Source organism: Marivirga arenosa, from assembly GCF_030503875.2.
Taxonomy (GTDB): Bacteria; Bacteroidota; Bacteroidia; order Cytophagales; family Cyclobacteriaceae; genus Marivirga; species Marivirga arenosa.
Window position 1 is genome coordinate 3,439,037 of record NZ_CP129968.2, and the last position, 23,243, is coordinate 3,462,279.

A 23,243-nucleotide genomic window follows, 5' to 3' on the forward strand; every position below is an offset into this window, starting at 1 on the left:
AATAATATTAAACCTTTTCCCATAAGCCAGTGGGAACAATTTCTAATACATGGCCAATTGGGTCCTCAAAATAGGCAGAGAATTTCCCATTAGGCCATTTATGCTCGTAGGTTACCTCAATTCCTTTTTGCTTTAGTTCTTCTTTGGCTGATTCATAATTCTTAGCAGGAACCTCAAATGCTATATGTTGCTTTCCTCTTGCAAAATGAGGAGGTGGAACATCTTGATGTTCACTAAAATCTGGATTAAAACATAATAATACAGAGGTACCTGATCTAAAAAAAATAAGCTTTTCTGGAACGTAAGTCATGATAGGTAATCCTAACTTACCATTATAAAATTCTTTAGCTTTTTCTAAGTCTTTAATGTAAAGACATACTTCTTTAATTTGATTGATCTGCATATCATCAAATTAGCAAAAAGCCTAGAATTATAAAACTTAATGTTTTTTCTTGAAGACTTTAGCAATCCAACGTGGCAAAACAATTGCTCCTAAGAAAAGATACGGATAGTAAGTCATTAATCTCCAGAAAATATTCGTGATAAATGTAACTGAGCCTAAATCTTCTTTAAAAAATTGTGTAAAAATGAATTCCGCAGTCCCGCTACTTCCTGGTGTTGGAGATACTAACATGGTAATCCATATCACTACGTGACGAGCAAATATTACAATATGATCGAAAAAGCTCTGATCAGTAAAGGCTTCTATCACACAATTAAGCATAGCATAACGAGCAGACCAGATAAATAAAGTAGATAACGAGATCTTTAGCCAATACGTAAAGCTTCTTCCTCTCAATTCTTTAGAAGCCATCATAATTTCAGAACCTTGCTCATAGGCTCCCTGTCTCCACCTTCTTAAGAAACCTATAGAGGTAATTTTTAATAAAATCCATCTGAACCACCGTGGATTTACTAATACTGCAAAAGCCATCACAAAGGTGTAAACCGCAATTAATGAATAACTTATAATAAAAAGTGCTGGTAAGCTTCTTCCCAACTGACTTTCTACCATTGTATTTTGAGGAAAAATATAGCCCGATGCAATTAAATAAACGATTGGAGCCATCACTACAAAGTAAAGGTTGTCAAAAATGGCCGTAATCATGGTATAAGCCAAGGCTTTACCTAATTTCAAGCCTTCTTTCATGAGTATAAAAACAGCCACTGCTGTACCTCCAACTACTGAAGGTGTAACCGCTGAAGCAAATTCCCATAATATAATCACATAAATACTACTCTTCCATGACAGCCTTTCACCAGTTATCATTCTGATTCTGTAGACGTAACCAAGATCACGAGCAAATAAAACAAAAAAGGCTAAAGCAACAGGAAATATCTCAGCCTCAAATATTTTTGTTAGGTTTTCAACCGTTACAGAATCGTCTTGATAAAAAAGAAATGCGACTATAGAAACACCTAATAAAACGGGAATCCAAACCTTATTAGGATTTAAGGTTTTAAATACTTTCTCTTTCTCTAATTTCATTCAGCGACTTTTTCAATTTTCTCAAGCCAAAAATTATTGAATCCCTCCCCTACTGTGATGGTAATAAGTGAACTTTGTAATAATTCTAGAATAGCTAAAAAATTAAATATTACTGCGATTTTTTCTGGCTTCTCCTCAATAAAACTTGTAAAGGCCATCCGTCCATCTAATTCTAATCTACCAAGGATATGAGTTTTCTGTCCTTCAATAGTATAAGGATATTGGACCACTTTATGCGAAGGTTTATTTTTCTCCAACTCATAGCGAGCCATTACATCCCTAAAAACACGTAACAATTTATACAGGTCTACATTCTGAAGTTCAGCTTCTACATTTATAGTTTCAGATAATGATCGAACCTCTTTCTTAACATTACCTCTTTTTTCTTTTTCCTGCATTTTGCCTTCCATTTCGGAAAGTTCCTGCAAAACAGATTTATATTTTTTGTACTCTAATAAATGTCGAACAAGTTCCTCTCGAGGGTCTATCTCATTTCCTTCTTCATCCATTTGAGGTCTGGGAAGCAGCATTTTAGCTTTTATTCTCATCAAAGTAGAGGCCACAAGGATAAATTCACTTGCCACTTCGATATTCATCTGCTCTAAATGCTTCAAATAATCAAGGAAATCATTCGTGATTTTAGAAATAGGAATATCATAAATATCCAACTCATCCCTTTCAATGAAGAAAAGAAGCAAATCGAATGGCCCCTCAAAAAGTGGTAATTTTATTTCAAAGCTCAATGTAGATGAATATTTAGTCGTTCTAGATTTTCAAAGATAATTGAATTTGAAAATATTGTAGGTTTATAAAAGGATTTTATCAAATAATTAGCTTTTTTAACGCAAAAAATTCGGTAATTTGTAAGTTGAAAAACATTTACGAGTAGTTTTTGTTTTTTGCATTAAACATTTGAAAACTTATGCTTATTCAACCCGGAGAACTTTTATCTAAAATAGATAGCCCTGCTCAACTTAGGGAGTTAAATCAATCACAATTAGTACAGCTAAGCCAAGAATTAAGACAATTCATTATTGATAACGTATCAATTTATGGGGGTCATTTTGGCGCTAGTCTTGGTGTTGTAGAATTAACTACTGCACTTCATTATGTATTTAATACTCCAGAAGATCAAATTATTTGGGACGTAGGACATCAAGCTTACGGTCATAAAATCTTAACTGGTAGAAAAGAAAAATTTCATACCAATAGAGTGTACAAGGGAATTTCGGGTTTCCCTAAAAGAAAGGAAAGTGAGTACGATGCTTTTGGTGTAGGACATTCTTCTACTTCTATTTCTGCTGCTTTAGGTATGGCTTTAGCCTCTAATTTAAAAGGAGATTTACAAAAGCAACACATTGCTGTTATCGGTGATGGCGCTATGACAGGCGGGATGGCATTTGAAGGAATGAACCACGCAGGTGCTTCTGATGCTAATATGATTATTATTTTAAATGATAATTGTATGTCAATTGATCCTAATGTTGGAGCTTTAAAAGAATATTTGACTGACATCACAACCTCTCACACTTATAATAAAATGCGTGATGATGTATGGAAGTTATTAGGAAAAGTATCTGGTTTTGGGAAAAGTGCACAGGAGGTAGTTGGCAAATTAGAAAACAGCATTAAATCATTCCTTTTAAAGCAAAGCAATTTATTCGAATCGTTAAACTTAAGATATTTTGGTCCAGTTGATGGGCATGATGTAAATCATTTAGTTCACGTTTTAAGAGACTTAAAAGATATTCCTGGACCTAAAGTATTACACTGTGTAACTACTAAAGGTAAAGGATTTGGCCCTGCTGAAAAAGATCAAACTAAATGGCATGCTCCAGGTAAGTTTGATAAAATAACTGGTGAAATACAAAAGAAACCTGTAACAAAACCTTCAGCGCCAAAATATCAAGAAGTATTCGGACATACTATTGTTGAATTAGCAGAGCAAAATGAAAAAATTGTGGGGGTTACACCAGCAATGCCTTCAGGTTCTTCATTAAATATTATGATGAAGGCCATGCCTGACAGAGCATTTGATGTTGGGATTGCGGAACAACATGCCGTTACCTTTTCTGCAGGTTTAGCAGCACAAGGATTGGTTCCATTCTGTAACATTTACAGTACTTTCATGCAACGTGGTTATGATCAGGTTATTCATGATGTTTGTATACAAGATCTTCCAGTCAATTTCTTTTTAGATAGAGCTGGATTTGCGGGAGCTGACGGTCCAACACACCATGGTAATTACGATATTGCCTACATGCGTTGTATTCCAAATATGATTGTTGCTTCACCAATGAATGAGGCAGAATTAAGAAATATGATGTATACCTCTCAACTTCCAAGAGAAGGGAAAGCATTTACTATTCGTTACCCAAGAGGTAAAGGAGTTATGCCAGAATGGAAAACTCCAATGGAAGAAATGGAGATTGGTACTGGAAGACAAGTAAGAGATGGAAAAGACATTGCTATTTTAAGTATAGGTCATATTGGAAATTATGCTTTAGAGGCTGCTGACAAACTAGCTGAAGAAGGTGTTGAAGCAGGTGTTTTCGATATGAGATTTGTTAAACCTTTAGATGAAAAACTTCTCCATGAGGTATTTTCCCAATATAAAAAGGTAATTACCGTAGAAGATGGGTGCCTTATGGGAGGATTTGGTAGTGCAATACTTGAATTTATGGCAGAAAATGATTATTCTTCACAAGTGAAACGTTTGGGTATTCCGGATAGAATAGTTGAGCATGGTGAGCAAGCTGAACTACATGCAGAATGTAACTTCGATCCGGAAGGCATTTTTACCACAGCGCTTCAAATGGTTGAACAATCTGTACATGCTAAACTATGAGCATTCACTTTGAAGTATCCGGAAAAGGTTATCCGGTAGTTTTTTTACACGGTTATGGCGAAACACATGCCATTTGGGATCACTATAGAGAGAGATTATCTTCAAAATATAAGGTAATCACTCCTGATTTGCCTGGTTTCGGTAAAAGTGATAGCTTACCATATGAGCATAGTCTTGACATGGTAGCAAATTCCGTTTACGATTGTTTAAAAAGACAAAACGTTTCTGAATGTATCATCATGGGACATTCTTTAGGCGGTTATGTTACTTTAGAAATTGCTAAGAGATTTCCCAATATTGTTTCTCATATAGGATTAATACACTCTACTGCACTTTCTGATACAGAGGAAAAAAAAGAAGGCAGAGTAAAATCTATTGAATTTATACAGAAATACGGTGTAGCTAAATTCATCGAGAGTTTCGTCCCAATGCTTTTTCATGAAAATCACAGGGAAAGACTTAAAGATACTATTCAAACCATAGTTGAAGAAGGTAGTAAAATACCAGAGAAAACTTTAACGGATTACATGTTATCGATGAGGGATCGTCCTGATAGCATTGAATTTATTAAGGAATTTGAAGGCTCTATTTTATTCATCTATGGTGAAGAAGATGCCAGTATTCCTGTTGCCTTAAGTAAATCTCAAATAAAATTCATGAAACATCCCTATCTGAAAAACTTACCTAAGACAGGTCATATGGGAATGTTCGAGCAAGAGGAAGAAGTATATCAAGCTATCTCAAAGTTTATTGAAGTAACTCATAAATAAAATTAGCTTTCTTTAGCTAAGGCTTGCTCCCAATCCCAAGCAGACTTCAGCATCTCTTCTAAACCTCTTTTGGTTTTAAATCCTAGTTCGGTTTCAGATTTTGTCGTATCAGCATATACTGCTTCAACATCTCCTGGTCTTCTCTCAACTATTTCATAAGGAATTTTAATGCAAGTAGCTTTCTCAAAGCTATTTACCATGTCAAGTACTGAATAACCATTACCTGATCCAATATTGAATACGTTAAATGAATTTTCGGATTGTTTATTAGCAAACTCCATCGCACCGATATGGGCATCTGCTACATCAGATACATGTATATAATCTCTAATACAAGTTCCATCAGCAGTATTCCAATCCCCACCAAAAATGTTGAGTTTATCCCTTTTCCCACTTGCTGTTTCAGTAATATAAGGAACCAAATGATGAGGTGGTCCTGACTGAAACTCTCCTATTAATGATGATTCATGAGCTCCAATTGGATTAAAGTACCTTAATGAGACTACCTTAATGGGATGTGCGACACTTGCATCTCTTAAAATATCTTCACATATTTTTTTTGTATTTCCATATGGAGAAACAGCTGGTTTTATTGGAGCCTCTTCAGAAACAGGTAAATTATCAGGATTACCGTATACAGTGCATGAGGATGAAAAAACAATAGAATGCACATCAAATTCATTCATACACTCCAATAAGTTAATAGTTGAAGTTAGGTTATTATAATAATAATGTAAGGGTTGTTCAACTGATTCTCCGACTAATAATACAGCCGCAAAATGAATAACCCCTATAATCTGGTTGTTATTACTCCAAAAGACTTCTTGTAACTGCTCCTTATCCCTCATTTCTACTTGTTGAAATGAGGGGCGCTTTCCAGTAATTTTTTCGATTCTTTCTAAAACAGAAACATCACTGTTAGAAAGATTATCAATTATCAAGGGGTCGTATCCTTGATTTATCAATTCTACAACCGTATGAGAACCTATATACCCTAAACCACCCGTAACTAATACCTTATTTGCCATTACTTCACTATGTATTTATCAAATTCTTTATGCTCCTTTTGGAATAACTTTTCTTTATCAAGTGACTTAAAATAATCATAAGTTATTTTCAAACCTTCTTTTCTATTCACTTTTGGTTCCCAACTTAATAATTCTTTCGCTTTAGTAATATCTGGTTGTCTTTGCTTAGGATCGTCTTTAGGAAGATCTTTATAGACCACCTTTTGTTTAGTACCGGTAAGCTTGATAATTTCCTCTGCAAATTCTGATATTGTAATCTCATCAGGGTTACCAATATTTACTGGGTATGCATGATCACTCAAAAGTAAACGATAGATTCCTTCTACTAAATCATCAACATAACAGAAAGATCGAGTTTGAGAACCATCTCCAAAAACAGTCAAGTCCTCCCCTCTTAGGGCTTGCCCAATAAATGCTGGCAATACTCTTCCATCATTTAATCTCATGCGTGGCCCGTATGTATTAAATATCCTTACGATTCTAGTTTCTAATTGATGGTAGGTATGGTAAGCCATTGTAATAGATTCCATGAATCTTTTAGCTTCATCATAAACACCTCTAGGGCCTATTGGATTTACATTTCCATAATAATCTTCCGTTTGAGGATGGACCATAGGATCTCCGTAAACCTCAGAAGTTGAAGCCACTAATATTCTAGCTTTTTTCTCCTTTGCTAAACCTAATAAGTTATGAGTTCCGTGAGCTCCTACTTTTAGAGTTTGAATCGGGATTTTCAGGTAATCAATGGGACTTGCTGGTGAGGCGAAGTGAAGTATATATTTTAGTTCACCCGAGACATGAACATATTTACTCACATCATGGTGATAAAATTCAAAATATTCATTTCCCATTAAATGGGAAATATTATCCATAGAGCCTGTAATAAGATTATCCATTCCAATTACGTGATAACCTTCTTTAATGAATCTATCACAAAGATGAGACCCTAAAAAACCTGCTGCTCCAGTGATTAATACTCTTTCCTTTCCCATGACTTATCGTCCTATACTAAAATATGTAAATCCTAATTCCTGCATCTGATCTACTTCATACAAATTCCTTCCGTCAAGGATTAAAGGCTCCGAAAGTTCTTCCTGAATAACATCAAAATCGGGTGTTCTGAAAACAGGCCACTCTGTCATGATCATTAAAGCATCTGCTCCTTTCAATGCTTCATAAGGATTTTCAGCATAAGTGATTTTATCACCTATCTGCCCTTTTACATTCTCCATTGCTTCCGGATCATAAGCCTGAACTTTAGCACCTGCACTAATTAAGGCTTCTATATTGTATAAGGCAGGGGCTTCTCTAACATCATCTGTATTCGGTTTAAAAGCCAATCCCCACATAGCGATGGTTTTTCCTTCTAAATTATTTTTGAAATACCCATTCAAATTATCCATTAAACGTGTTTTTTGTGTGGTATTTACATCCATCACAGCATTTAATATTTTGAAATCATATTGGGCATCTTTAGCCGATTTTGCTAATGCCTGCACATCTTTAGGGAAACAACTTCCTCCATATCCTATACCTGCAAATAAAAACCTTTTACCTATTCTGGTATCCGTACCAATTCCTTTTCTTACCATATCTACATTAGCACCTAAGCGTTCACATAGATTGGCAATTTCATTCATAAAGGTAATTTTAGTTGCAAGGAATGAGTTAGCAGCATATTTAGTTAATTCTGCAGATCTTTCATCCATGAAAATAATAGGATTACCCTGACGCACTAATGGGGCATATAAACGCTCCATGATTTTTTTCGCCTTATCAGACTGAGTTCCTATCACTACTCTGTCGGGTTTCATGAAATCATCTACTGCAACACCTTCTCTTAAGAATTCAGGATTAGACACAACATCAAATTCAACCTTTGCATTTTTCACAATAGCGTTGTGAACCTTATCAGCTGTACCTACAGGTACAGTGCTTTTATCAACTATTACAGCATATTTATCTAGAATATGTCCTAGATCATCCGCTACTTTTAATACATATTGCAGATCAGCTGCACCATCACCGCCTGGAGGGGTTGGCAAAGCTAGGAATATTACTTCAGCATCCTTAACACCTTCCTTAAGATCAGTGGTAAAATCTAATCTTTTTTGCTTTATATTTCTTTCAAAAATGGCTTCTAAGCCAGGCTCATAAATCGTTACTTTTCCTGATTGAAGCTTTTGAACTTTTACTTCATCTATATCAACACAAGTTACATGATTACCTGTTTCAGCGAAACATGTTCCTGTCACTAAGCCCACATAGCCTGTTCCAATTACTGCTATCTTCATTTATATAGTAAAATTTTAATCCCGTGATTTAAACAAAGGATTGGTTAAATCCAATCCTTTATATTTTGATTCAAAATTAAACTATAATTTGATAGAAATTAAAATATTCTGGGATTTATGAGTACTAATTTAAAAATCTATAACTACTCCTAAATTCGGGAGTAATGAACTATTGCTTACGTCTTCAATCCTTACTAATTCCCTAGGTTGAATAATATCTCCCATATCATCTCTTCTCAAGCCAAAGCTAGGTTCTGACGGTAAGTCTTGAACAAATGCATTTTGTACTTCAAAAAATATGTTGAAAGTCCAATTGTCAAAGTTCCATTTTTTATCAATTCTAATATCGGTTTGGTTAAATGGATCTAGTAATAAATCACCTTGTCTTGAATAATCTCTTACAATAGAAGGATAAGCTCTAAGCGTTGCTTCCTGATCGACTGGTGCTAGTGGAGTTCTACCTAAGTATCTGACTCTTGCACTTAATTCCCAATTATTCCCAAACTTATAGCCCCCAGTAAATGTGATTAGGTTTTGATTATCCCATGTCGATCTTAAATATTCATCCTTATCAAAGCCTGTAAACTCACTTCTATAAAGCGTATAAGCTAAAATCGCATAAAAATCTTTTGTTAATTTACGTTGGTATAAAAATTCCATTCCATAGGTTCTTCCCAATCCAACGCTTTCAATTTCTTCATTACCTAAGACTGAAAAGCCTCCTCCTAAATTGGCAAGTGAAACACTGTCTATAACAGAAACTGGATAGTTATCATATCTTTTATAAAACCCTTCAATACTAAATCTAGAAGAAGGGGTTACTAAATATTCAATTCCAGCAACTAAATGATCACTTTGAATATATTCAGCATCACGATTTAAAAACTCTCCATTTTCATTTGCGAATCCTAAAATGGTATATGGAGGGATTTTATAATACCTACCAGCTGATGCATTTATAGTCCATTTTCGCTTTTCATCCAACGTATAAGAAATTGACGCTCTCGGACTGAAGGTTTTATAAATTTCATTTCCACTTTCCGTAAATGTGTTCCCATCAAACCTAAAACCTGCAGATAAACCTAATCTATCATTTAGAAAATTCCTAGAAGCTTGAGCATTTGCTCCATATCGGGTAAAATTGAAGTTATTTTCATAACTAAATCCTCTTCTGTCGCCTGCAAAATCAGTGCTATTTGTATAAATAGCTTCTTGAACAATAAAACCGCTATTGATAGTCCAATCTTCCAAGAATTTAGTGTAATTATATCTCAATTTTATTTCTTGCTCTTGGGAATTATTGCTGAACACTAAGCCTTCTTGGTTTACATTATCTTGAAATTGCTCAAATTGATTATTTAAAATATTAGTGCTTAGTGCAGTTGTCATAAAGCCTGAATTATCTTTAAACCTTCGTTTCCAACTAAGACCAGATGTGGTACTCCATTGCTTAATTACAGGTATTTGGTCTAATACTGCTTGTTGTTCAGGACTAAAATCATCTGGCGCATTAATAGTTAAATCATCTATTGAACCTACACCTGTAAAAATTAACTCATTGTAATCATCAATTTTATGAGAAAGCTTGTATTGATAATCCCAGTAATCGGGTAAAAAAGGTAAATCAATCGCTTGAAACAGTAATTGCAAATATGATCTTCTTACTGATGCTATAAACGAAGTATTACTTCTTTCTTCATCTTCCTTCTTAAATAACGGACCTTCAGTTGTGATAGCCGCCTCACTACTACTTAAGCGAAAATTATTTCTAAATTCTCGTCTATTCCCATCTCTTTGGTCAAATTGTAGCACGCCTGACAAAACATTATCATATTGACTTGCAAAAGCACTTGAAGAAAGTGTAACTCCTTCAAAAAAAGAAACATTTAATAAGCCAACAGGTCCTCCTGCACTACCTTGCGTACTAAAATGATTGATATTTGGGATTTCAATACCATCAAGATAGTAAACGTTTTCATTTGGAGCACCTCCTCTAATAATGATATCATTCCTAAATCCTCCTACAGAGCCACTCACTCCAGGTAATGATTGCGCTACTTTCGCTATATCATTATTTCCACCAGGATAAGTAGCTATTTCTTCAGGAGATAATTTCTGTATTGATAAAGGTGTCTCTTCATTCTTTATAAAGGGATTAGCTCGCACTGTAACGCCTTCTAATGTTTCCACATCTTGACTTAATTCGAAATTAACGTTTGGAATACCCCCTGATCTTACTGTTACATTAAACCTAGAGCTCTTTTGATAACCAACATATGAGGCCGTAACTGTATAGGACTGAGGTTCAATATTTTTAATTTCATAATAACCATCAATATTTGTAACAGCACCTAACTGAGTTCCTTCAATTATTACACTAGCACCAATCAGAGGTTCTTCAGTTTTGGCATCCCTTACATATCCTCCGAAACTAGCCTTAGTCTGCCCGAATGATTCAAATGATGTTGTAAAAACAATTAATATTGTAATAACTAAGCTAAAAATGTAGCGTTTCATTTTTGTTTAAGTTTTAAATTTATTTTTATTACAAAACCATAACTTTTTTATTACAATGTTGTTTCAATATCGATAAAAATATTTTCAAAAAATGTTAGATAACGGAATTAAGCTTCTCCAACTTTATCAAAATTTCCTAAAAAAGAATCCAAATGCTAGTCTTAGTGACTTTGGGAAAAGTCTAGCATCATCTGATAAAAGTGAAATTCATGAGGATGAGATTGAAGAAATGAGTAAAAAAATGCCATTTCCATTTCCCGCTAAATCAGCAGATGAATATATAGGTTGGGCTTGGGGAAGATTAATGAATTTCAGTCAAATATGGGAGAAAAAAGCATTTGCTAATCAACCCATTCATAATTTAACTGAATTTGGAGTAGCTCTTTATGTATTAAGCCATGAAAACTGTAGTAAATCAGAAGTTGCAAATCATTCCTTACAAGAAAAGACCACCATTTTTGAAACTATAAAAAGATTGGTCAGAAATGGTATTATTAATGAGAAGGAGAATCTTAAAGATAAAAGAAGCAAACAACTATCCATATCTAAAAAAGGACAAATCGCTTGTTTTAGTGTTATGGGCACTGCAAATGATATCAGTAAACACCTGGTAGGAAATTTAAGTAAAGAGGAGAAAATCAATTTATTTGATTACCTTATCAAATTAGATGAATACCATCAATACTGTTATGATAATTATAAAGATGAAAACTGGGAGAAACTGAAAGAGGAGATGATAGGCTAGGCTTTTGCTCTACTTTTATTTTCTTTTACCTCATACTTCTTAGGTGCATATAGAAACCCAAAAGCTTCAGCACCTTCCTTTGTATGGACTTCATGATGTATATAGTGTGCACGAATCATTCTTCTTAAATATGAATTTTTCGCTTTAAACTTAATTTTAACTCTTCTATGTACTAATATATCATGAAATAAAACATAGAAAACCCCATAGCATGCTACTCCTATTCCAACAAAAAGCAACCATCTAACTTCTGGAAACTCAATACCTGCCATTATTAAAGAAGCTGAGGGAATACTAAAAACCACTGCAAATAAATCATTTCTTTCTAAAGCATGGTTATGCACTTTATGATGAGATCTATGCCAAGTCCATAAAAATCCATGCATTATATATTTGTGGGTAAACCACGCTACCCCCTCCATGAAAAGAAATGTACCTACAACTAGAAAAGCGTAGAATAAAATGGTTAATACTTCTGACATATTTCTACAATAACACTTTAATATTTTAATAATTCATCTCTCACTTGCTCCATTAACCACATTGGAGTAGAAGTAGCTCCACAGATTCCTACAGAGTCGTTATTTGAAAACCATTCTTTGTTTAGTTCAGATATATTGGAGATGAAATAAGTATTTGGATTTTTATCTTTACAAACATTATAAAGCACCTTACCATTAGAGGATTTAGTGCCTGAAACAAAAATAACCTTGTCAAATTCTCCAGCAAAAGAACGTAATTCTTTATCTCTGTTAGATACCTGACGACAGATAGTATCATTTGCATTTACACTAATTCCTGCTTCAGTGAGTATCTCTTTAATTTTGTAAAAGTTATCCGTACTCTTTGTAGTTTGGCTATATAAAGTTAATTCTTTAGGTAAGGTCGCAATATCCAGTTCATTTATATCCTGAAAAACAACTGCTTCCTGATTTGTTTGTCCTAAAAGGCCTTCCACTTCAGCATGCCCATGTTTACCATAAATATAGATCTGCTCTTTCTTATCAAAGGAATTCTTAATTCTATTTTGTAGTTTTAAAACAACAGGACAAGAGGCGTCAACTAAAGTTAGATTATTCTCAATTGCTAATTTATAGGTTGAAGGAGGCTCTCCGTGTGCGCGGATTAATACCTTTTCATCTTTTAAATTTTTTAAAACCTCTCTATCAATTATTCTAAGTCCTTTTGCTTCTAATCTTTTTACTTCTTCATCATTATGAACAATATCACCTAAACAATATAGGTAGCCCTGTTCTTCAAGCATATCTTCTGCCATTTCAATGGCATAAACTACTCCAAAGCAAAAGCCTGAACTATTATCGATTTTTACATTTAGGTTCATCATGGGCAAATTTAAAGAGTGTTCAACTGATGTTTTACATAACTACCCAATAACAGAAATAGTTTTTTTGAATCTGGAACTCTTACTCTTTGTTCCATTATTTTATTTGGTGAAAACCGCTTAATCTTATCAAATAATTTCAAATAATAAGTATAGGCTAAATAAACACCCCATCTGGCACCTCTTGGTAATTCAACTATACCTTTGTAGGCATGATCGAAATCCTTTTGAATATCTGCTTCTATTTTTTCTTTGTGAGATACGGAGAAATCATTAAAATCTACTCCTGGAAAATAAACTCTACCTCTTTCATAATAATCTGATTTAATATCTCTAAGGAAGTTTACCTTTTGAAAAGCAGACCCTAGGCTTTTTGCGAAGGGTAATAATCTTTGATATTCCTTTTCATCACCATCGCAAAAAACTTTTAAACACATTAAGCCCACTACTTCAGCAGAACCATAAATGTATTCCTCATAAGATTCCTGCTGATAATCAATATCTAGCAAATCCATTTCCATACTATGTAGGAAAGCTTCAATTAAAGCATGATCAATTTGGTATTGATTCACTACCATTTGAAAGCAATGTAAAACAGGATTTAAACTAATTTCATCTTTAATAGCAGTATAAGTATTACTTTTAAACTCTCTTAATAAGGACGCTTTATCCTTTTCATGAAAAGTATCTACGATTTCATCTGCATATCTCACGAAGCCATAAATTGCATAAATAGGATAATGAAATTTCTTATCTAGGCTTTTAATTCCTAAACTGAATGAAGTGCTATATCGATTAGTAATAAGCTTACTACACTCAAAAGTGGTCTGATTAAAAAGTTCTTTAGCATCCATAAGCTTTTATTTCTAACTTATATCTTTCATTACTTCTTTTCCAACCACTTGCCCTGAAATCAATGAAGGTGGTACTCCTGGGCCAGGAACTGTGAGTTGACCAGCGTAATAAAAGTTTTTAAGCTTTTTATTCTTTAATGATGGTTTTAAAATAGCCGTTTGTTTTAAGGTATTAGCTAAGCCATAAGCATTTCCTTTAAACGAATGATATTCATTAATAAAATCCTTATGGGCAAAACTTCTCTTATAAATTACATGATCTTTTATGTTTTCTCCTAATATTTTCTCCATTCTATCTAAAATTAACGAAAAATATTTTTCCCTAATCTCCTCAGTATCCTCAAGTCCAGGGGCTACTGGCATTAAGATAAAGATATTCTCCTTTCCCTCTGGAGCTACCGAATCATCAGTTTTTGAAGGAGCACTCACATAAAATAAAGGCTCGTCAGGCCATTTAGGATTTTCATATATTTGTTTGGCATGAGGACCAAAATCATGATCAAAAAATAAATTATGATGAACCAATCCTTCAACTTTTTTATCTAATCCTAAGTAAAAAATCAGTGAAGAAGGAGCCATTGTTCTATTTTCCCAATAATTTGAAGTATAGTTTCTGAACTCCATTGGCAAAATCGACTGATCGGTGTGCTCATAATCAGCTGAAGAAACTACAATATCAGCATCATAGGAATCCGTTTTAGTAATAACCTTTTTAGCTTTATTGCCTTCGCATTCAACCGAAACTACTTCTTGCTCTGTAATAAATTTAACCCCTTTCTCTTCCGCTAGTTTTACCATCCCCTCTACTATTTTATGCATCCCTCCATCTGGATACCAAGTACCCAAACTAATGTCCGCATAATTCATTAAACTGTATAAAGCGGGGGTGTTTTCAGGCAATGCTCCAAGAAATAAAATTGGGAATTCCATAAGCCTAATAATGCGCTCATTTTTAAAGAACTTTCTAACGTGGCTGTAAATGGATGAAAAAATGTCCATTCTTACCATATCAAAAAGTAATTTGAGACTCATAAACTCTGTTAATGATCTGCCAGGTTTATATACCAGGTCATTAATTCCTTTCTCATATTTATATGCAGCTTGTTTTAAGAATTCATCCAAATTAGGACCACTTCCGGGCTCAAGCCCCTCTAGCATGTTTTTGAATTCTTGAAGATTTGCAGGAACCTTTAAAACATCATTTTTCCCAAAAACAACATGATAAGAAGGATCGAGTCTTTTTAAATTATAATAGTCCGAAACATTTTTACCAAAGGTTTGGAAATACTTTTCAAAAACATCGGGCATCCAATACCAACTTGGCCCCATATCAAAAGTAAAGCCCTCAGCTTTAAACTGACGGGCTCTTCCTCCTAGGTCTTTATTCTTTTCAAGAACTGTTACATCTAATCCTTTATCGGCTAGGTATGTTGCAGTAGATAAACCTGCAAAACCTGCTCCAATAACTACTACTTTATTTTTTGCCATTAAATTTTTAATTAAGCATAAATCTTTAGAGCACTTTTCAACTCTTTTCTGGCAATATGTATTCTATTTTTTACAGTTCCAATTGGTATCTCTAATTTTTCAGCTATCTCATGATATTTAAATCCTCTGAAATGCATCATGAAAGGTTCTTTATAAACATCATCCAATTTTGCAATCTGTTTCACAATATCAGCCATCGCAAAAGAACCATAAGCTGAGTTTTGAGCAATATTTTCTGTTGAATTGATAAAGTGTAAATTTTCTGTAGTATCAATGAAAGTTTTTCTTCTTACCATTCTTTGATAATTGGTAATAAAAGTATTTTTCATGATAGTAAACAACCAAGCTTTAAGATTTGTGCCTTCCGAAAATTTTTCACGGTTAGAAAATGCTTTCAGCACTGTTTCTTGAATCAAATCGTTTGCCTGCTCCATATCTTTCGTCAACCTCAATGCAAACGGTTTCATAGATTTTGTCATATTGTTAATCGCGTAACCAAATTCTAATGCTGTCATGATTGTTTAAGTTTGATGTTGTTTAACAAATCTACTTTTTAATTAAACAACTTCCAAATTTTTTGTTTAGTTTTTTAATTATTCTATTAAACAAAGTAGCGATAATCGAAAGCATATATTTTAAAAAGGCTATTTAGAACAGCTTAAGGCACGTTTTTATATGTACATACATAGATATATTAAAAATCATTATTGTTTAACTAAAAAATTTTTATGCTAAAGTTTTATTAAGGTAAATAAAAAAAGCCGCTTAATTGCGGCTTTGTTATTATCATTATATAAATACTAATACTATTCGTATTTCATATTTTTATTTGCTTCAGGTCTTTGGGGTGATAATTCAATATCTTTTTCATTAATAAAATCAATTAAATCTTCCATTTTCATAATGAACTCAACATTTTTCTTTCTTTTGATGTCTTGCCCAATCACCTGAAAACCACCTACAAATAAAGTGGCGCTATTAAATAGTTCAGCTATCTCATCAATATATCCTTGTACCTCTGACTTTCTTGGGGCTGCAGTACAAATGGTTAAGACATAATCAGGAGTATGGATATCCTTTACAGAATAAAGATCAGATTTAGGAAGATTTTGACCTAAGTAAATCACCTTAAATTTCCTTGCTCTTAGTAGGTAAGAAGCAAACATTAAAGACAACTCGTGTAACTCTCCTTCTGGAAGAAACAGTAACCACTTCCCTTTTGATTCACTTTCAGTCACATATTGTCCATCAATAGCAACTGTCATTTTCTGACGAATTAAATTAGATATAAAATGCTCCTGAGCTGGAAGAATACTTCCAGTTTGCCATAGCATCCCTATTTTTGCTAAAAATGGATAAATAACATTCAGCATGGTTCGTTCAAAACCATACTTTAATATATTGTTATTTAAAATGTTTTCAAATCTATCTTCATCCATATCAATCATACTCAATGTTAATGAGTTTATTTGATCTGGAAATCTTAGATTCGTTTCTGCAATTTTAAGAACCTCCTTATTAAGCTCATCTTCACTCATCTTAGCAATTTTGGATATTTTATATCCATTTTCTTTGAGTGTAGAGATGTTCAGTACTAATTTCAAGTCCTCATCGCTATAATATCTGATGTTTGTATCAGTCCGCTTGGGTTCAATGAAATTATACCTCTGCTCCCATATCCTTAGTGTATGGGCTTTAATTCCTGATAAGTGTTCTAAATCTTTAATTGAATAACTGCTCACAATGCTCCTCCTTTCGACTTACCTTTTAAGAATAAAAGTTTATTTCATTAGCTTAAAAAAACGGGTTGATAAGTAAAAAAATAACCACGTTTGTCTAAAAATGTTTTAAAAAGATTAAACTTAAAGTCAAATTTGTAAAAAAAAAATTTAAAATGCTATGATAATTTATAATGTGACCGTAAATGTTGAGAAAGATATAGAAGAAAGTTGGGTTAAATGGATGAAAGAAAAGCATATACCTGATATTTTGGCAACAGGCTTTTTCAATGATCATAGAATGTTGAGACTCTTAAATGAAACGGAAGGAGATGGCGAAACATACGCTATTCAATACTTTACGGACGAATTAGACAACTTAGAAAGGTATATGATGGATGAGGCTCCCAGACTAAGAGATGAGCATATCAAGAAATTTCAGGATAAATGTGTTTCATTTAGAACTTTCCTGGAAACGGTTTAATTAAATTTATTTATTTTAAACATTAAATATTTTAATCAAAAAAAATACAACCTATGAATTTAGGTTGTATTTTTTTATCATTTTGATCACAAAAACTATTTAAACTTCTTAACTGCTATAGAAATCAAAGTATATATTAGATAAACCCATGGTGCACCATGAAGAACTAAATCAAAATAATCCATACCTCCCATTCCTTCAGCTCCACCCAATACCCATTTTACTTTTCCAAAAAAGTGTGGTTCAGGCACATAAGGAGCTAAACCCAATGTAAGCACTGCTAATATTGGGTAAAACAAATTGTTCTTTTTCATATCACTTCGCTACCTGATTAATTTGATTCATTATGGTATTTGGGTCAACCACTCCTGCCTGACGCCATTTAATTTGACCATTCTGAAATAGAATTAAAGTAGGTATGCTTTGTACTTGATATTTCATTGATGCCTGCTGATTTCTGTCTACATCAACTTTAATAACTTTTACTTTCCCTTTCATTTTTTGAGCCACCTCTTCTAGATAGGGTGCCATCATTTTGCAAGGGCCACACCAATCAGCATAAAAATCGACCAAAACAGGTGTTTCGCTTTTAATTAAATCGCCAAAACTCGCCATAGCTTATTATTTTGCAGGATAACCTAAATTATCCAGTTTTGCTTTTACGTCTTCAAGAGAGGTTTCACCCTTTGAATCAAAATCTAACTTACCTGTAGGTATATCAACATTGTTTACTTGAATACCTTTTAAATCAGATAATCCATTCTTTATAGCTTCTACGCAACCTCCACACTTTACATTTTGTAGCTCTAATGATTCCATAATTATAAATTAAGAATTAGCGTATTGATTCCACGCATTAATTCCACCGTCTAAATTATATAATTTATCAAAGCCATTACTTGCCATAAAACCACATGCAGTACCGCTTCTGTTTCCGCTTCTACAGTACACTAAATATGTTTTATCTTTATCTAATGCATTTATTTCGTTGGCAAAATCAGGCCCCATTATATTGATCATTTTAGCGCCTTCAATAAACCCTTCCTCCTTTTCTGCTGGAGTTCTTACATCAATTATTTCTGTATTAGGCTCTTTTGATAGCTTATCAAATTCCTCTGGACCTATATTTTTATGGTTCATAATAAAATTTTATTTATTAAACATTATTTCTATCAAAGATACGTTTTTTATGAGGGCATTGTTTGTAACTGGTGTTACAAATTACCAAATTGGATATAAAAAATGCACACTAGGCTAATTAAAATTAATAAATCAAAATCCCATTAAAATGAAATATTATTTAATCATATTACTGTTTACCTCCATTTTTGTAAGTTGTAATGAAAACCCAGATGAAGAATTGGATTCAGAAATAATTAAGGTAGAATTATCCGGTACGGAAAAGTATTCTTTTACATTAAGGAAGGCAATTCCTGTTGAGGGTGGATTTGAAATAAGGGAACAAGCTAAAAACTTTCAAATCAGTAATGTTCAATTTGGAAAGTTTACTTATCAGGCTAAAGAAGGTTTTAAAGGAGATGAAATTATTGAGATTGTAGAAGTTGGCAGCATAGGTGATGATAATTTCACCGACTATTATAAATGGGTATTTAAAATAAAAGTGAAATAGCCCTCTACCGGTAATAAAGGGCTATAGAATTTATATTTTAATCTTCATAAAGCATTTTTCCTGCTTCATAGTATTTATCACCTTCTACCCAAAATGGTGTTTCTTCGTCATTTGCAATTAGGCGAGCTGATAATACAAAAGCTCTAAAAAACTTCTCCATATAATCGTAATCTATGCTTTCCGGATTATCAGATTGCTGGTGATAATACTTCCCTATCTCTGCATCAAATGCAGTAAATCCCAAACTAAAAGTTGGTGCAGGAATACCTTTTCTAGCAAAATTCACATTATCACTTCTATCAAATAAGCCTTGCTCACCAGCAGGATCGTCTATTGCTTTTAATCCAAAAGCTTTAGAAGCAGTTTTTATATGTTTACCAGCGGTAGTTCTTTCCAACCCAATAATTGTAGTTAAACTCGTATCATTATATCCTCCATTATCACTGTTGAAACAGTAAACCATATCTTCCAAAGGCAATAATGGATTTTCGACATAATATCTACTCCCCAATAATCCTTTCTCTTCAGCTGTAAATAAAATAAATAAGGCTGACCGCTTAGTTGGATTTTTAGCAATGCTTTCAGCGGCACTCATAACGGTAACCACTCCTACAGCATTATCTCGAGCACCATTATAGATTGAATCTCCCTCAGAATTTGCTTTTCCTATCCCTAAATGGTCATAATGAGCAGAATATATGATAAACTCATCTTTTAACTCAGGATCAGTCCCTTCAACCATGCCCACTACATTTTTTGAAGGCATTGGTAAGGCCATTGCTTCAGAAATTGAAACTTCAATATTCTTTCTGTTTCTTGCCATATAGGTTTTTAACCATTCTTCTTTAAAATCTTTAATCCATAATCTAAAGAAACTATTAGCTTCCTCTTTATCAGCAAAACCAATACCGCTTCTCCCCATAAAACCTTTAAATCGATCCCAATTTTTAGATTCCTCTGTATGAAGTTCAATTAAACCTAAAGCTCCAGCATCTTTGGCATAAACAGATTTTTTAGCACTTAATTGATAAACAAAATTTAGATCTTGATTATCCTCAGAACCTGCTTTAGCAACCGCTATTTTCCCTTTTAAATCTTTTCCAGTAAAATCCTCCTCTGAACCGTAGTCAACAAAAACATATTGATCAGTCGTTAAATCAACATCGGAACCTTCCGCCCTAATTAAATCTTCTGGAGCTACTTGCTTGCCACCTATTTGTAGAGCATAGGCTTCTGGAGCTACATTTTTTACTAAAGGAACTTCTTGAAAATATCCTTCAGTAGCCCCTGGCACTGGAGATACTCCATATCTTTGAAATGTGGTAGCGATATAACGAGCAGCTACATCTATTCCAGGAGTTCCAGTTTCTCTTCCTGCTAATTCATCGGAAGCCAGGAAATAAATATGACCTTTAATAGTATTTTTCTTTATAGTATTTCTTACTAATTCTTCATCTGATTGGGCAAATATGACAAAGCTCATCAGCATGAAGACTGATAAAATTGATAATTTCTTCATTATAGTTTTGTTATTTATTTAAGATAAAGATAATTCTTTTAATGCTTCTGTAGCATTTTGTTTTTTAGAGATCGCAATAACTACAGCAGCGGTAATAAACATCAATAAACTATAGATAGCAGCAGGAATTGCCATCTCTGTATTATTTAAAATTGCGGGACTTAGTGCCAATGCAATGGCAAGCGTACCATTCTGTATACCCGTTTCTATTGCAATCGAACTTCTTTGTCTTTTATTCAGTCCAAACAATTTCCCTAAGGCAAATCCCATTACCAATGCAGTTAGATTTAAAATTATAGCTGCTACTCCTGCCTGTTCGAAGTAAGGTATAATATTCGCTCTTTCCTTTAAAATTGCGGCTACTAAAATCAGAACAAAAAATACTGTAGAAATAATATTCATTGCCTTTTCAGATTTCAGAGCAAAGCGAGGCCTTTTTTGTTTAATAATCATACCGATTGCTACTGGAAAAATTGTAACTAAAAATATCTGAATAAAGGTTTTAAAAAAAGGCAAAGAAATGGCTTTTTCACCTGTCATATAGTGCGCTAAGGCGATGTTCAAAAGTATTGGAATGCTAAAATTAGTAACAATACTACTAATTGCTGTTAAGCTTATGGATAAGGCTAAATCTGCTTTTGCTAAATGTGAAATCAGATTTGAAGTTGCTCCTCCTGGACATAATGCAATTAATATTAAACCTACTGCCAACTCAGGGACCGTGAATAATAAGGCAGCCAATCCGAATCCAATAAGTGGAAGTAATAGTAATTGACTAACTAATCCTATAATTGCAGCTTTTGGATAAAGAGCAACTTTCTTAAAATCATTAACGGTTAATGTCATTCCCATTCCTAGCATGATTATTCCTAAAGCCAGAGGGAGAAAAATGGCAGTTACAGCACTTTGTTCCATAGTTTAATTTTTTCTATGTAAAATGCTCAATTTAATCTTAATCTGCAATTCATGATTAAACTTTTGAATACTAAGCTTTTAGAATTGCCTTATTAATCTCCTTTATTAATGAAGGGCCCTCGTATATAAAACCGCTATATAATTGAAGAAGACTTGCTCCTGCCTCAAGCTTTTCAATTGCATCTTCTTTTGACATTATTCCGCCTACTCCTATAATGGGAAATGATGCGTTTGAATTAACATGCAAATATTTGATAACTTCTGTAGATCGGTTCCTTAAAGGTTTTCCACTCAATCCACCATTTCCAATACTTTTTACTCTTGTTTCATCAGTACTTAAATCATCTCTGCTAATAGTAGTATTAGTTGCTATTACCCCATCAATTTTTGTTTCGTTAACTATCTCAATTATATCATCTAATTGCTGATTAGTTAAATCAGGTGCTATTTTTAATAAAATAGGTTTAGCCTTTTCTTGTTTTTTATTTAGAGCCATTAAGTGATTAAGTAGTTTCATTAGAGGCTCTTTTTCTTGTAGATCACGCAAACCAGGAGTATTTGGAGAGCTTACATTTACCACAAAATAATCTACAAAAGGAAATAATTGCAGAAAACATTTTTCATAATCGTTAAAAGCTTCCTCATTAGGAGTCATTTTGTTTTTACCAATATTACCCCCTATAATCACTTTACTTTTCCTGTTTTTTAATCTTTGGATGGCAGCATCTAAGCCTTCATTATTGAATCCCATTCGATTAATAATTCCGTTATCTTCTTTTAATCTGAATAAACGTGGCTGAGGGTTACCAGGCTGAGCTTTTGGAGTAGTGGTTCCTATTTCAATAAATCCAAAACCTAAAGATGCAAGTTCATCTATTAACTTAGCATCTTTATCAAAACCTGCCGCTAGTCCAACGGGATTTGGAAAAGTTAGTCCAAAAAGTTCCCTTTCAAGTTTAGGGGATTTTAACTGAAAAAGGCTTTTATTAATAAATTTTGCACCCGGTAGGTTAAAAAAGAATTTTGTTAATGAAAATGCTAGATGATGAGCTTTTTCAGCTGAAAATAGAAATAGAAATGGTCTTATTAATGCTTTATACATCAGAAATATGTTGAGACTTTAGAATTGGTTCCAAAGTTCTAATATTGATTTAATAAAACCTTAAATTTGGTTAAAAATGTATAGGAGGAATTTAGAATAATTAAATAATATAGCCTCTAACAGAGGTAGAAGCTATATTATATATTAAAAATTCCATATAAAAAGCAATAAGCACGAGATTAATCCCAACTCAGGTCATCTTCGTCTTCTCTGTCAAATTGAGTAAAGTCAAAGTCGGGCATTAATTCCGTTTTGATATGATCAACGCTCTCATTTAATGCATTTACAAATTTATTGAAGTCTTCTTTGTATAAGAATATTTTGTGTTTCTCAAAAGTGAAGCCATCATCTTTTGGTTTTCTTTTACTTTCAGTGATGGTTAAATAATAATCATTCGCCTTGGTTGTTCTTACATCAAAAAAATAGGTTCTCTTTCCCGCCCTTACTCTTTTCGAAAATAATTCTTCCTGTTCTCTTTCCATATACTCTTTCACTACTCT

The 23,243-nt window shown here is 33.3% G+C and carries 26 protein-coding genes; 5 read left to right on the forward strand and 21 right to left on the reverse strand.

What is annotated here, in order from left to right:
• Positions 1 to 7 precede the first annotated feature (7 nt).
• Genes QYS47_RS14745 through QYS47_RS14755 form a run of 3 tightly spaced genes read right to left on the reverse strand, consistent with a single transcriptional unit; the run spans position 8 to position 2,232 of the window.
• Positions 8 to 403: a VOC family protein gene (locus QYS47_RS14745; protein WP_302123490.1), complete on the reverse strand. Its 396-nt coding sequence runs from the start codon at positions 401 to 403 to the stop codon at positions 8 to 10.
• Between the two features lie 36 nt (positions 404 to 439).
• Entirely contained in the window at positions 440 to 1,489 is a 1,050-nt protein-coding gene (locus QYS47_RS14750; RefSeq protein ID WP_308355958.1) for a lysylphosphatidylglycerol synthase transmembrane domain-containing protein, read from the reverse strand.
• On the reverse strand, positions 1,486 to 2,232 hold the full coding sequence (locus QYS47_RS14755) for a segregation and condensation protein A (RefSeq protein WP_308355957.1): 747 nt from the start codon (positions 2,230 to 2,232) through the stop codon (positions 1,486 to 1,488). The genes QYS47_RS14750 and QYS47_RS14755 overlap by 4 nt, the downstream gene beginning before the upstream one ends.
• 179 nt (positions 2,233 to 2,411) lie before the next feature.
• Here QYS47_RS14755 and dxs point away from each other — a divergent pair, with 179 nt between their 5' ends.
• On the forward strand, positions 2,412 to 4,337 hold the full coding sequence (dxs, locus tag QYS47_RS14760; RefSeq protein WP_308355956.1) for a 1-deoxy-D-xylulose-5-phosphate synthase: 1,926 nt from the start codon (positions 2,412 to 2,414) through the stop codon (positions 4,335 to 4,337).
• Complete coding sequence (locus QYS47_RS14765; RefSeq protein WP_302123488.1) at positions 4,334 to 5,107, forward strand: alpha/beta fold hydrolase; 774 nt, start codon at positions 4,334 to 4,336, stop codon at positions 5,105 to 5,107. Before dxs ends, QYS47_RS14765 begins: the two co-directional genes overlap by 4 nt.
• Before the next feature lie 2 nt (positions 5,108 to 5,109).
• On the opposite strand, the gene galE is transcribed toward QYS47_RS14765, so the two are convergent.
• The 4 genes from galE to QYS47_RS14785 form a co-directional block, all read right to left on the reverse strand.
• Positions 5,110 to 6,135: a UDP-glucose 4-epimerase GalE gene (gene galE, locus QYS47_RS14770; protein ID WP_322346952.1), complete on the reverse strand. Its 1,026-nt coding sequence runs from the start codon at positions 6,133 to 6,135 to the stop codon at positions 5,110 to 5,112.
• Complete coding sequence (locus QYS47_RS14775) at positions 6,135 to 7,127, reverse strand: UDP-glucuronic acid decarboxylase family protein (RefSeq protein WP_308355955.1); 993 nt, start codon at positions 7,125 to 7,127, stop codon at positions 6,135 to 6,137. Before QYS47_RS14775 ends, galE begins: the two co-directional genes overlap by 1 nt.
• Before the next feature lie 3 nt (positions 7,128 to 7,130).
• Entirely contained in the window at positions 7,131 to 8,429 is a 1,299-nt protein-coding gene (locus tag QYS47_RS14780; RefSeq protein WP_322346953.1) for a UDP-glucose dehydrogenase family protein, read from the reverse strand.
• Positions 8,430 to 8,558: 129 nt separating this feature from the next.
• Positions 8,559 to 10,946, reverse strand: a complete 2,388-nt coding sequence (locus QYS47_RS14785) for a TonB-dependent receptor (RefSeq protein WP_322346954.1) — start codon at positions 10,944 to 10,946, stop codon at positions 8,559 to 8,561.
• Positions 10,947 to 11,037: 91 nt separating this feature from the next.
• Between QYS47_RS14785 and QYS47_RS14790 the strand changes: the two genes are divergently transcribed.
• Complete coding sequence (locus QYS47_RS14790) at positions 11,038 to 11,691, forward strand: MarR family winged helix-turn-helix transcriptional regulator (RefSeq protein WP_322346955.1); 654 nt, start codon at positions 11,038 to 11,040, stop codon at positions 11,689 to 11,691.
• Here the strand turns inward: QYS47_RS14790 and QYS47_RS14795 are convergent.
• The 6 genes from QYS47_RS14795 to QYS47_RS14820 form a co-directional block, all read right to left on the reverse strand.
• Complete coding sequence (locus QYS47_RS14795) at positions 11,688 to 12,173, reverse strand: sterol desaturase family protein (RefSeq protein ID WP_308355951.1); 486 nt, start codon at positions 12,171 to 12,173, stop codon at positions 11,688 to 11,690. The genes QYS47_RS14790 and QYS47_RS14795 overlap by 4 nt on opposite strands.
• Before the next feature lie 17 nt (positions 12,174 to 12,190).
• The gene (locus tag QYS47_RS14800; RefSeq protein ID WP_302123474.1) at positions 12,191 to 13,036 is read right to left on the reverse strand and encodes a 4-hydroxy-3-methylbut-2-enyl diphosphate reductase; all 846 of its coding nucleotides are present in this window, start codon (positions 13,034 to 13,036) and stop codon (positions 12,191 to 12,193) included.
• Positions 13,037 to 13,044: 8 nt separating this feature from the next.
• Positions 13,045 to 13,887, reverse strand: a complete 843-nt coding sequence (locus QYS47_RS14805) for a phytoene/squalene synthase family protein (protein WP_302123473.1) — start codon at positions 13,885 to 13,887, stop codon at positions 13,045 to 13,047.
• A gap of 12 nt (positions 13,888 to 13,899) precedes the next feature.
• Complete coding sequence (locus QYS47_RS14810; RefSeq protein ID WP_322346956.1) at positions 13,900 to 15,375, reverse strand: phytoene desaturase family protein; 1,476 nt, start codon at positions 15,373 to 15,375, stop codon at positions 13,900 to 13,902.
• An 11-nt stretch (positions 15,376 to 15,386) separates the two neighbouring features.
• The gene (locus QYS47_RS14815) at positions 15,387 to 15,890 is read right to left on the reverse strand and encodes an RNA polymerase sigma factor (protein WP_308355949.1); all 504 of its coding nucleotides are present in this window, start codon (positions 15,888 to 15,890) and stop codon (positions 15,387 to 15,389) included.
• A 291-nt stretch (positions 15,891 to 16,181) separates the two neighbouring features.
• The gene (locus QYS47_RS14820) at positions 16,182 to 17,117 is read right to left on the reverse strand and encodes a MerR family transcriptional regulator (protein ID WP_308355948.1); all 936 of its coding nucleotides are present in this window, start codon (positions 17,115 to 17,117) and stop codon (positions 16,182 to 16,184) included.
• 157 nt (positions 17,118 to 17,274) lie between these two features.
• Between QYS47_RS14820 and QYS47_RS14825 the strand changes: the two genes are divergently transcribed.
• Positions 17,275 to 17,577, forward strand: a complete 303-nt coding sequence (locus QYS47_RS14825; protein ID WP_302101779.1) for a DUF4286 family protein — start codon at positions 17,275 to 17,277, stop codon at positions 17,575 to 17,577.
• Positions 17,578 to 17,672: 95 nt separating this feature from the next.
• Here the strand turns inward: QYS47_RS14825 and QYS47_RS14830 are convergent, their stop codons facing one another.
• The 4 genes from QYS47_RS14830 to QYS47_RS14845 are packed head-to-tail and all read right to left on the reverse strand — an operon-like array spanning position 17,673 to position 18,717.
• Positions 17,673 to 17,891, reverse strand: a complete 219-nt coding sequence (locus tag QYS47_RS14830) for a hypothetical protein (protein ID WP_322346957.1) — start codon at positions 17,889 to 17,891, stop codon at positions 17,673 to 17,675.
• A gap of 1 nt (position 17,892) precedes the next feature.
• Positions 17,893 to 18,192 carry a thioredoxin gene (gene trxA / locus QYS47_RS14835; RefSeq protein ID WP_308355947.1) on the reverse strand — a complete coding sequence of 100 codons (300 nt, stop codon included), beginning with the start codon at positions 18,190 to 18,192 and terminating at the stop codon, positions 17,893 to 17,895.
• A 6-nt stretch (positions 18,193 to 18,198) separates the two neighbouring features.
• Positions 18,199 to 18,396, reverse strand: a complete 198-nt coding sequence (locus QYS47_RS14840; RefSeq protein WP_302101781.1) for a heavy-metal-associated domain-containing protein — start codon at positions 18,394 to 18,396, stop codon at positions 18,199 to 18,201.
• Positions 18,397 to 18,405: 9 nt separating this feature from the next.
• Positions 18,406 to 18,717, reverse strand: coding sequence for a rhodanese-like domain-containing protein (locus QYS47_RS14845; protein ID WP_302123469.1), 312 nt, complete (start codon positions 18,715 to 18,717; stop codon positions 18,406 to 18,408).
• Positions 18,718 to 18,865: 148 nt separating this feature from the next.
• Between QYS47_RS14845 and QYS47_RS14850 the strand changes: the two genes are divergently transcribed.
• Positions 18,866 to 19,207 carry a hypothetical protein gene (locus QYS47_RS14850; RefSeq protein ID WP_302123466.1) on the forward strand — a complete coding sequence of 114 codons (342 nt, stop codon included), beginning with the start codon at positions 18,866 to 18,868 and terminating at the stop codon, positions 19,205 to 19,207.
• Between the two features lie 37 nt (positions 19,208 to 19,244).
• Here QYS47_RS14850 and QYS47_RS14855 read toward each other — a convergent pair whose 3' ends face one another.
• The 4 genes from QYS47_RS14855 to QYS47_RS14870 all read right to left on the reverse strand — a co-directional run bounded on the left by QYS47_RS14855 (position 19,245) and on the right by QYS47_RS14870 (position 23,225).
• On the reverse strand, positions 19,245 to 20,726 hold the full coding sequence (locus tag QYS47_RS14855; RefSeq protein ID WP_322346958.1) for a M28 family peptidase: 1,482 nt from the start codon (positions 20,724 to 20,726) through the stop codon (positions 19,245 to 19,247).
• Between the two features lie 18 nt (positions 20,727 to 20,744).
• Positions 20,745 to 21,641, reverse strand: a complete 897-nt coding sequence (locus QYS47_RS14860; protein WP_322346959.1) for a bile acid:sodium symporter family protein — start codon at positions 21,639 to 21,641, stop codon at positions 20,745 to 20,747.
• 70 nt (positions 21,642 to 21,711) lie between these two features.
• Positions 21,712 to 22,743 carry a quinone-dependent dihydroorotate dehydrogenase gene (locus QYS47_RS14865; protein ID WP_322346960.1) on the reverse strand — a complete coding sequence of 344 codons (1,032 nt, stop codon included), beginning with the start codon at positions 22,741 to 22,743 and terminating at the stop codon, positions 21,712 to 21,714.
• 179 nt (positions 22,744 to 22,922) lie between these two features.
• The gene (locus QYS47_RS14870; protein ID WP_322346961.1) at positions 22,923 to 23,225 is read right to left on the reverse strand and encodes a DUF3276 family protein; all 303 of its coding nucleotides are present in this window, start codon (positions 23,223 to 23,225) and stop codon (positions 22,923 to 22,925) included.
• Between the last annotated feature and the right edge of the window lie 18 nt (positions 23,226 to 23,243).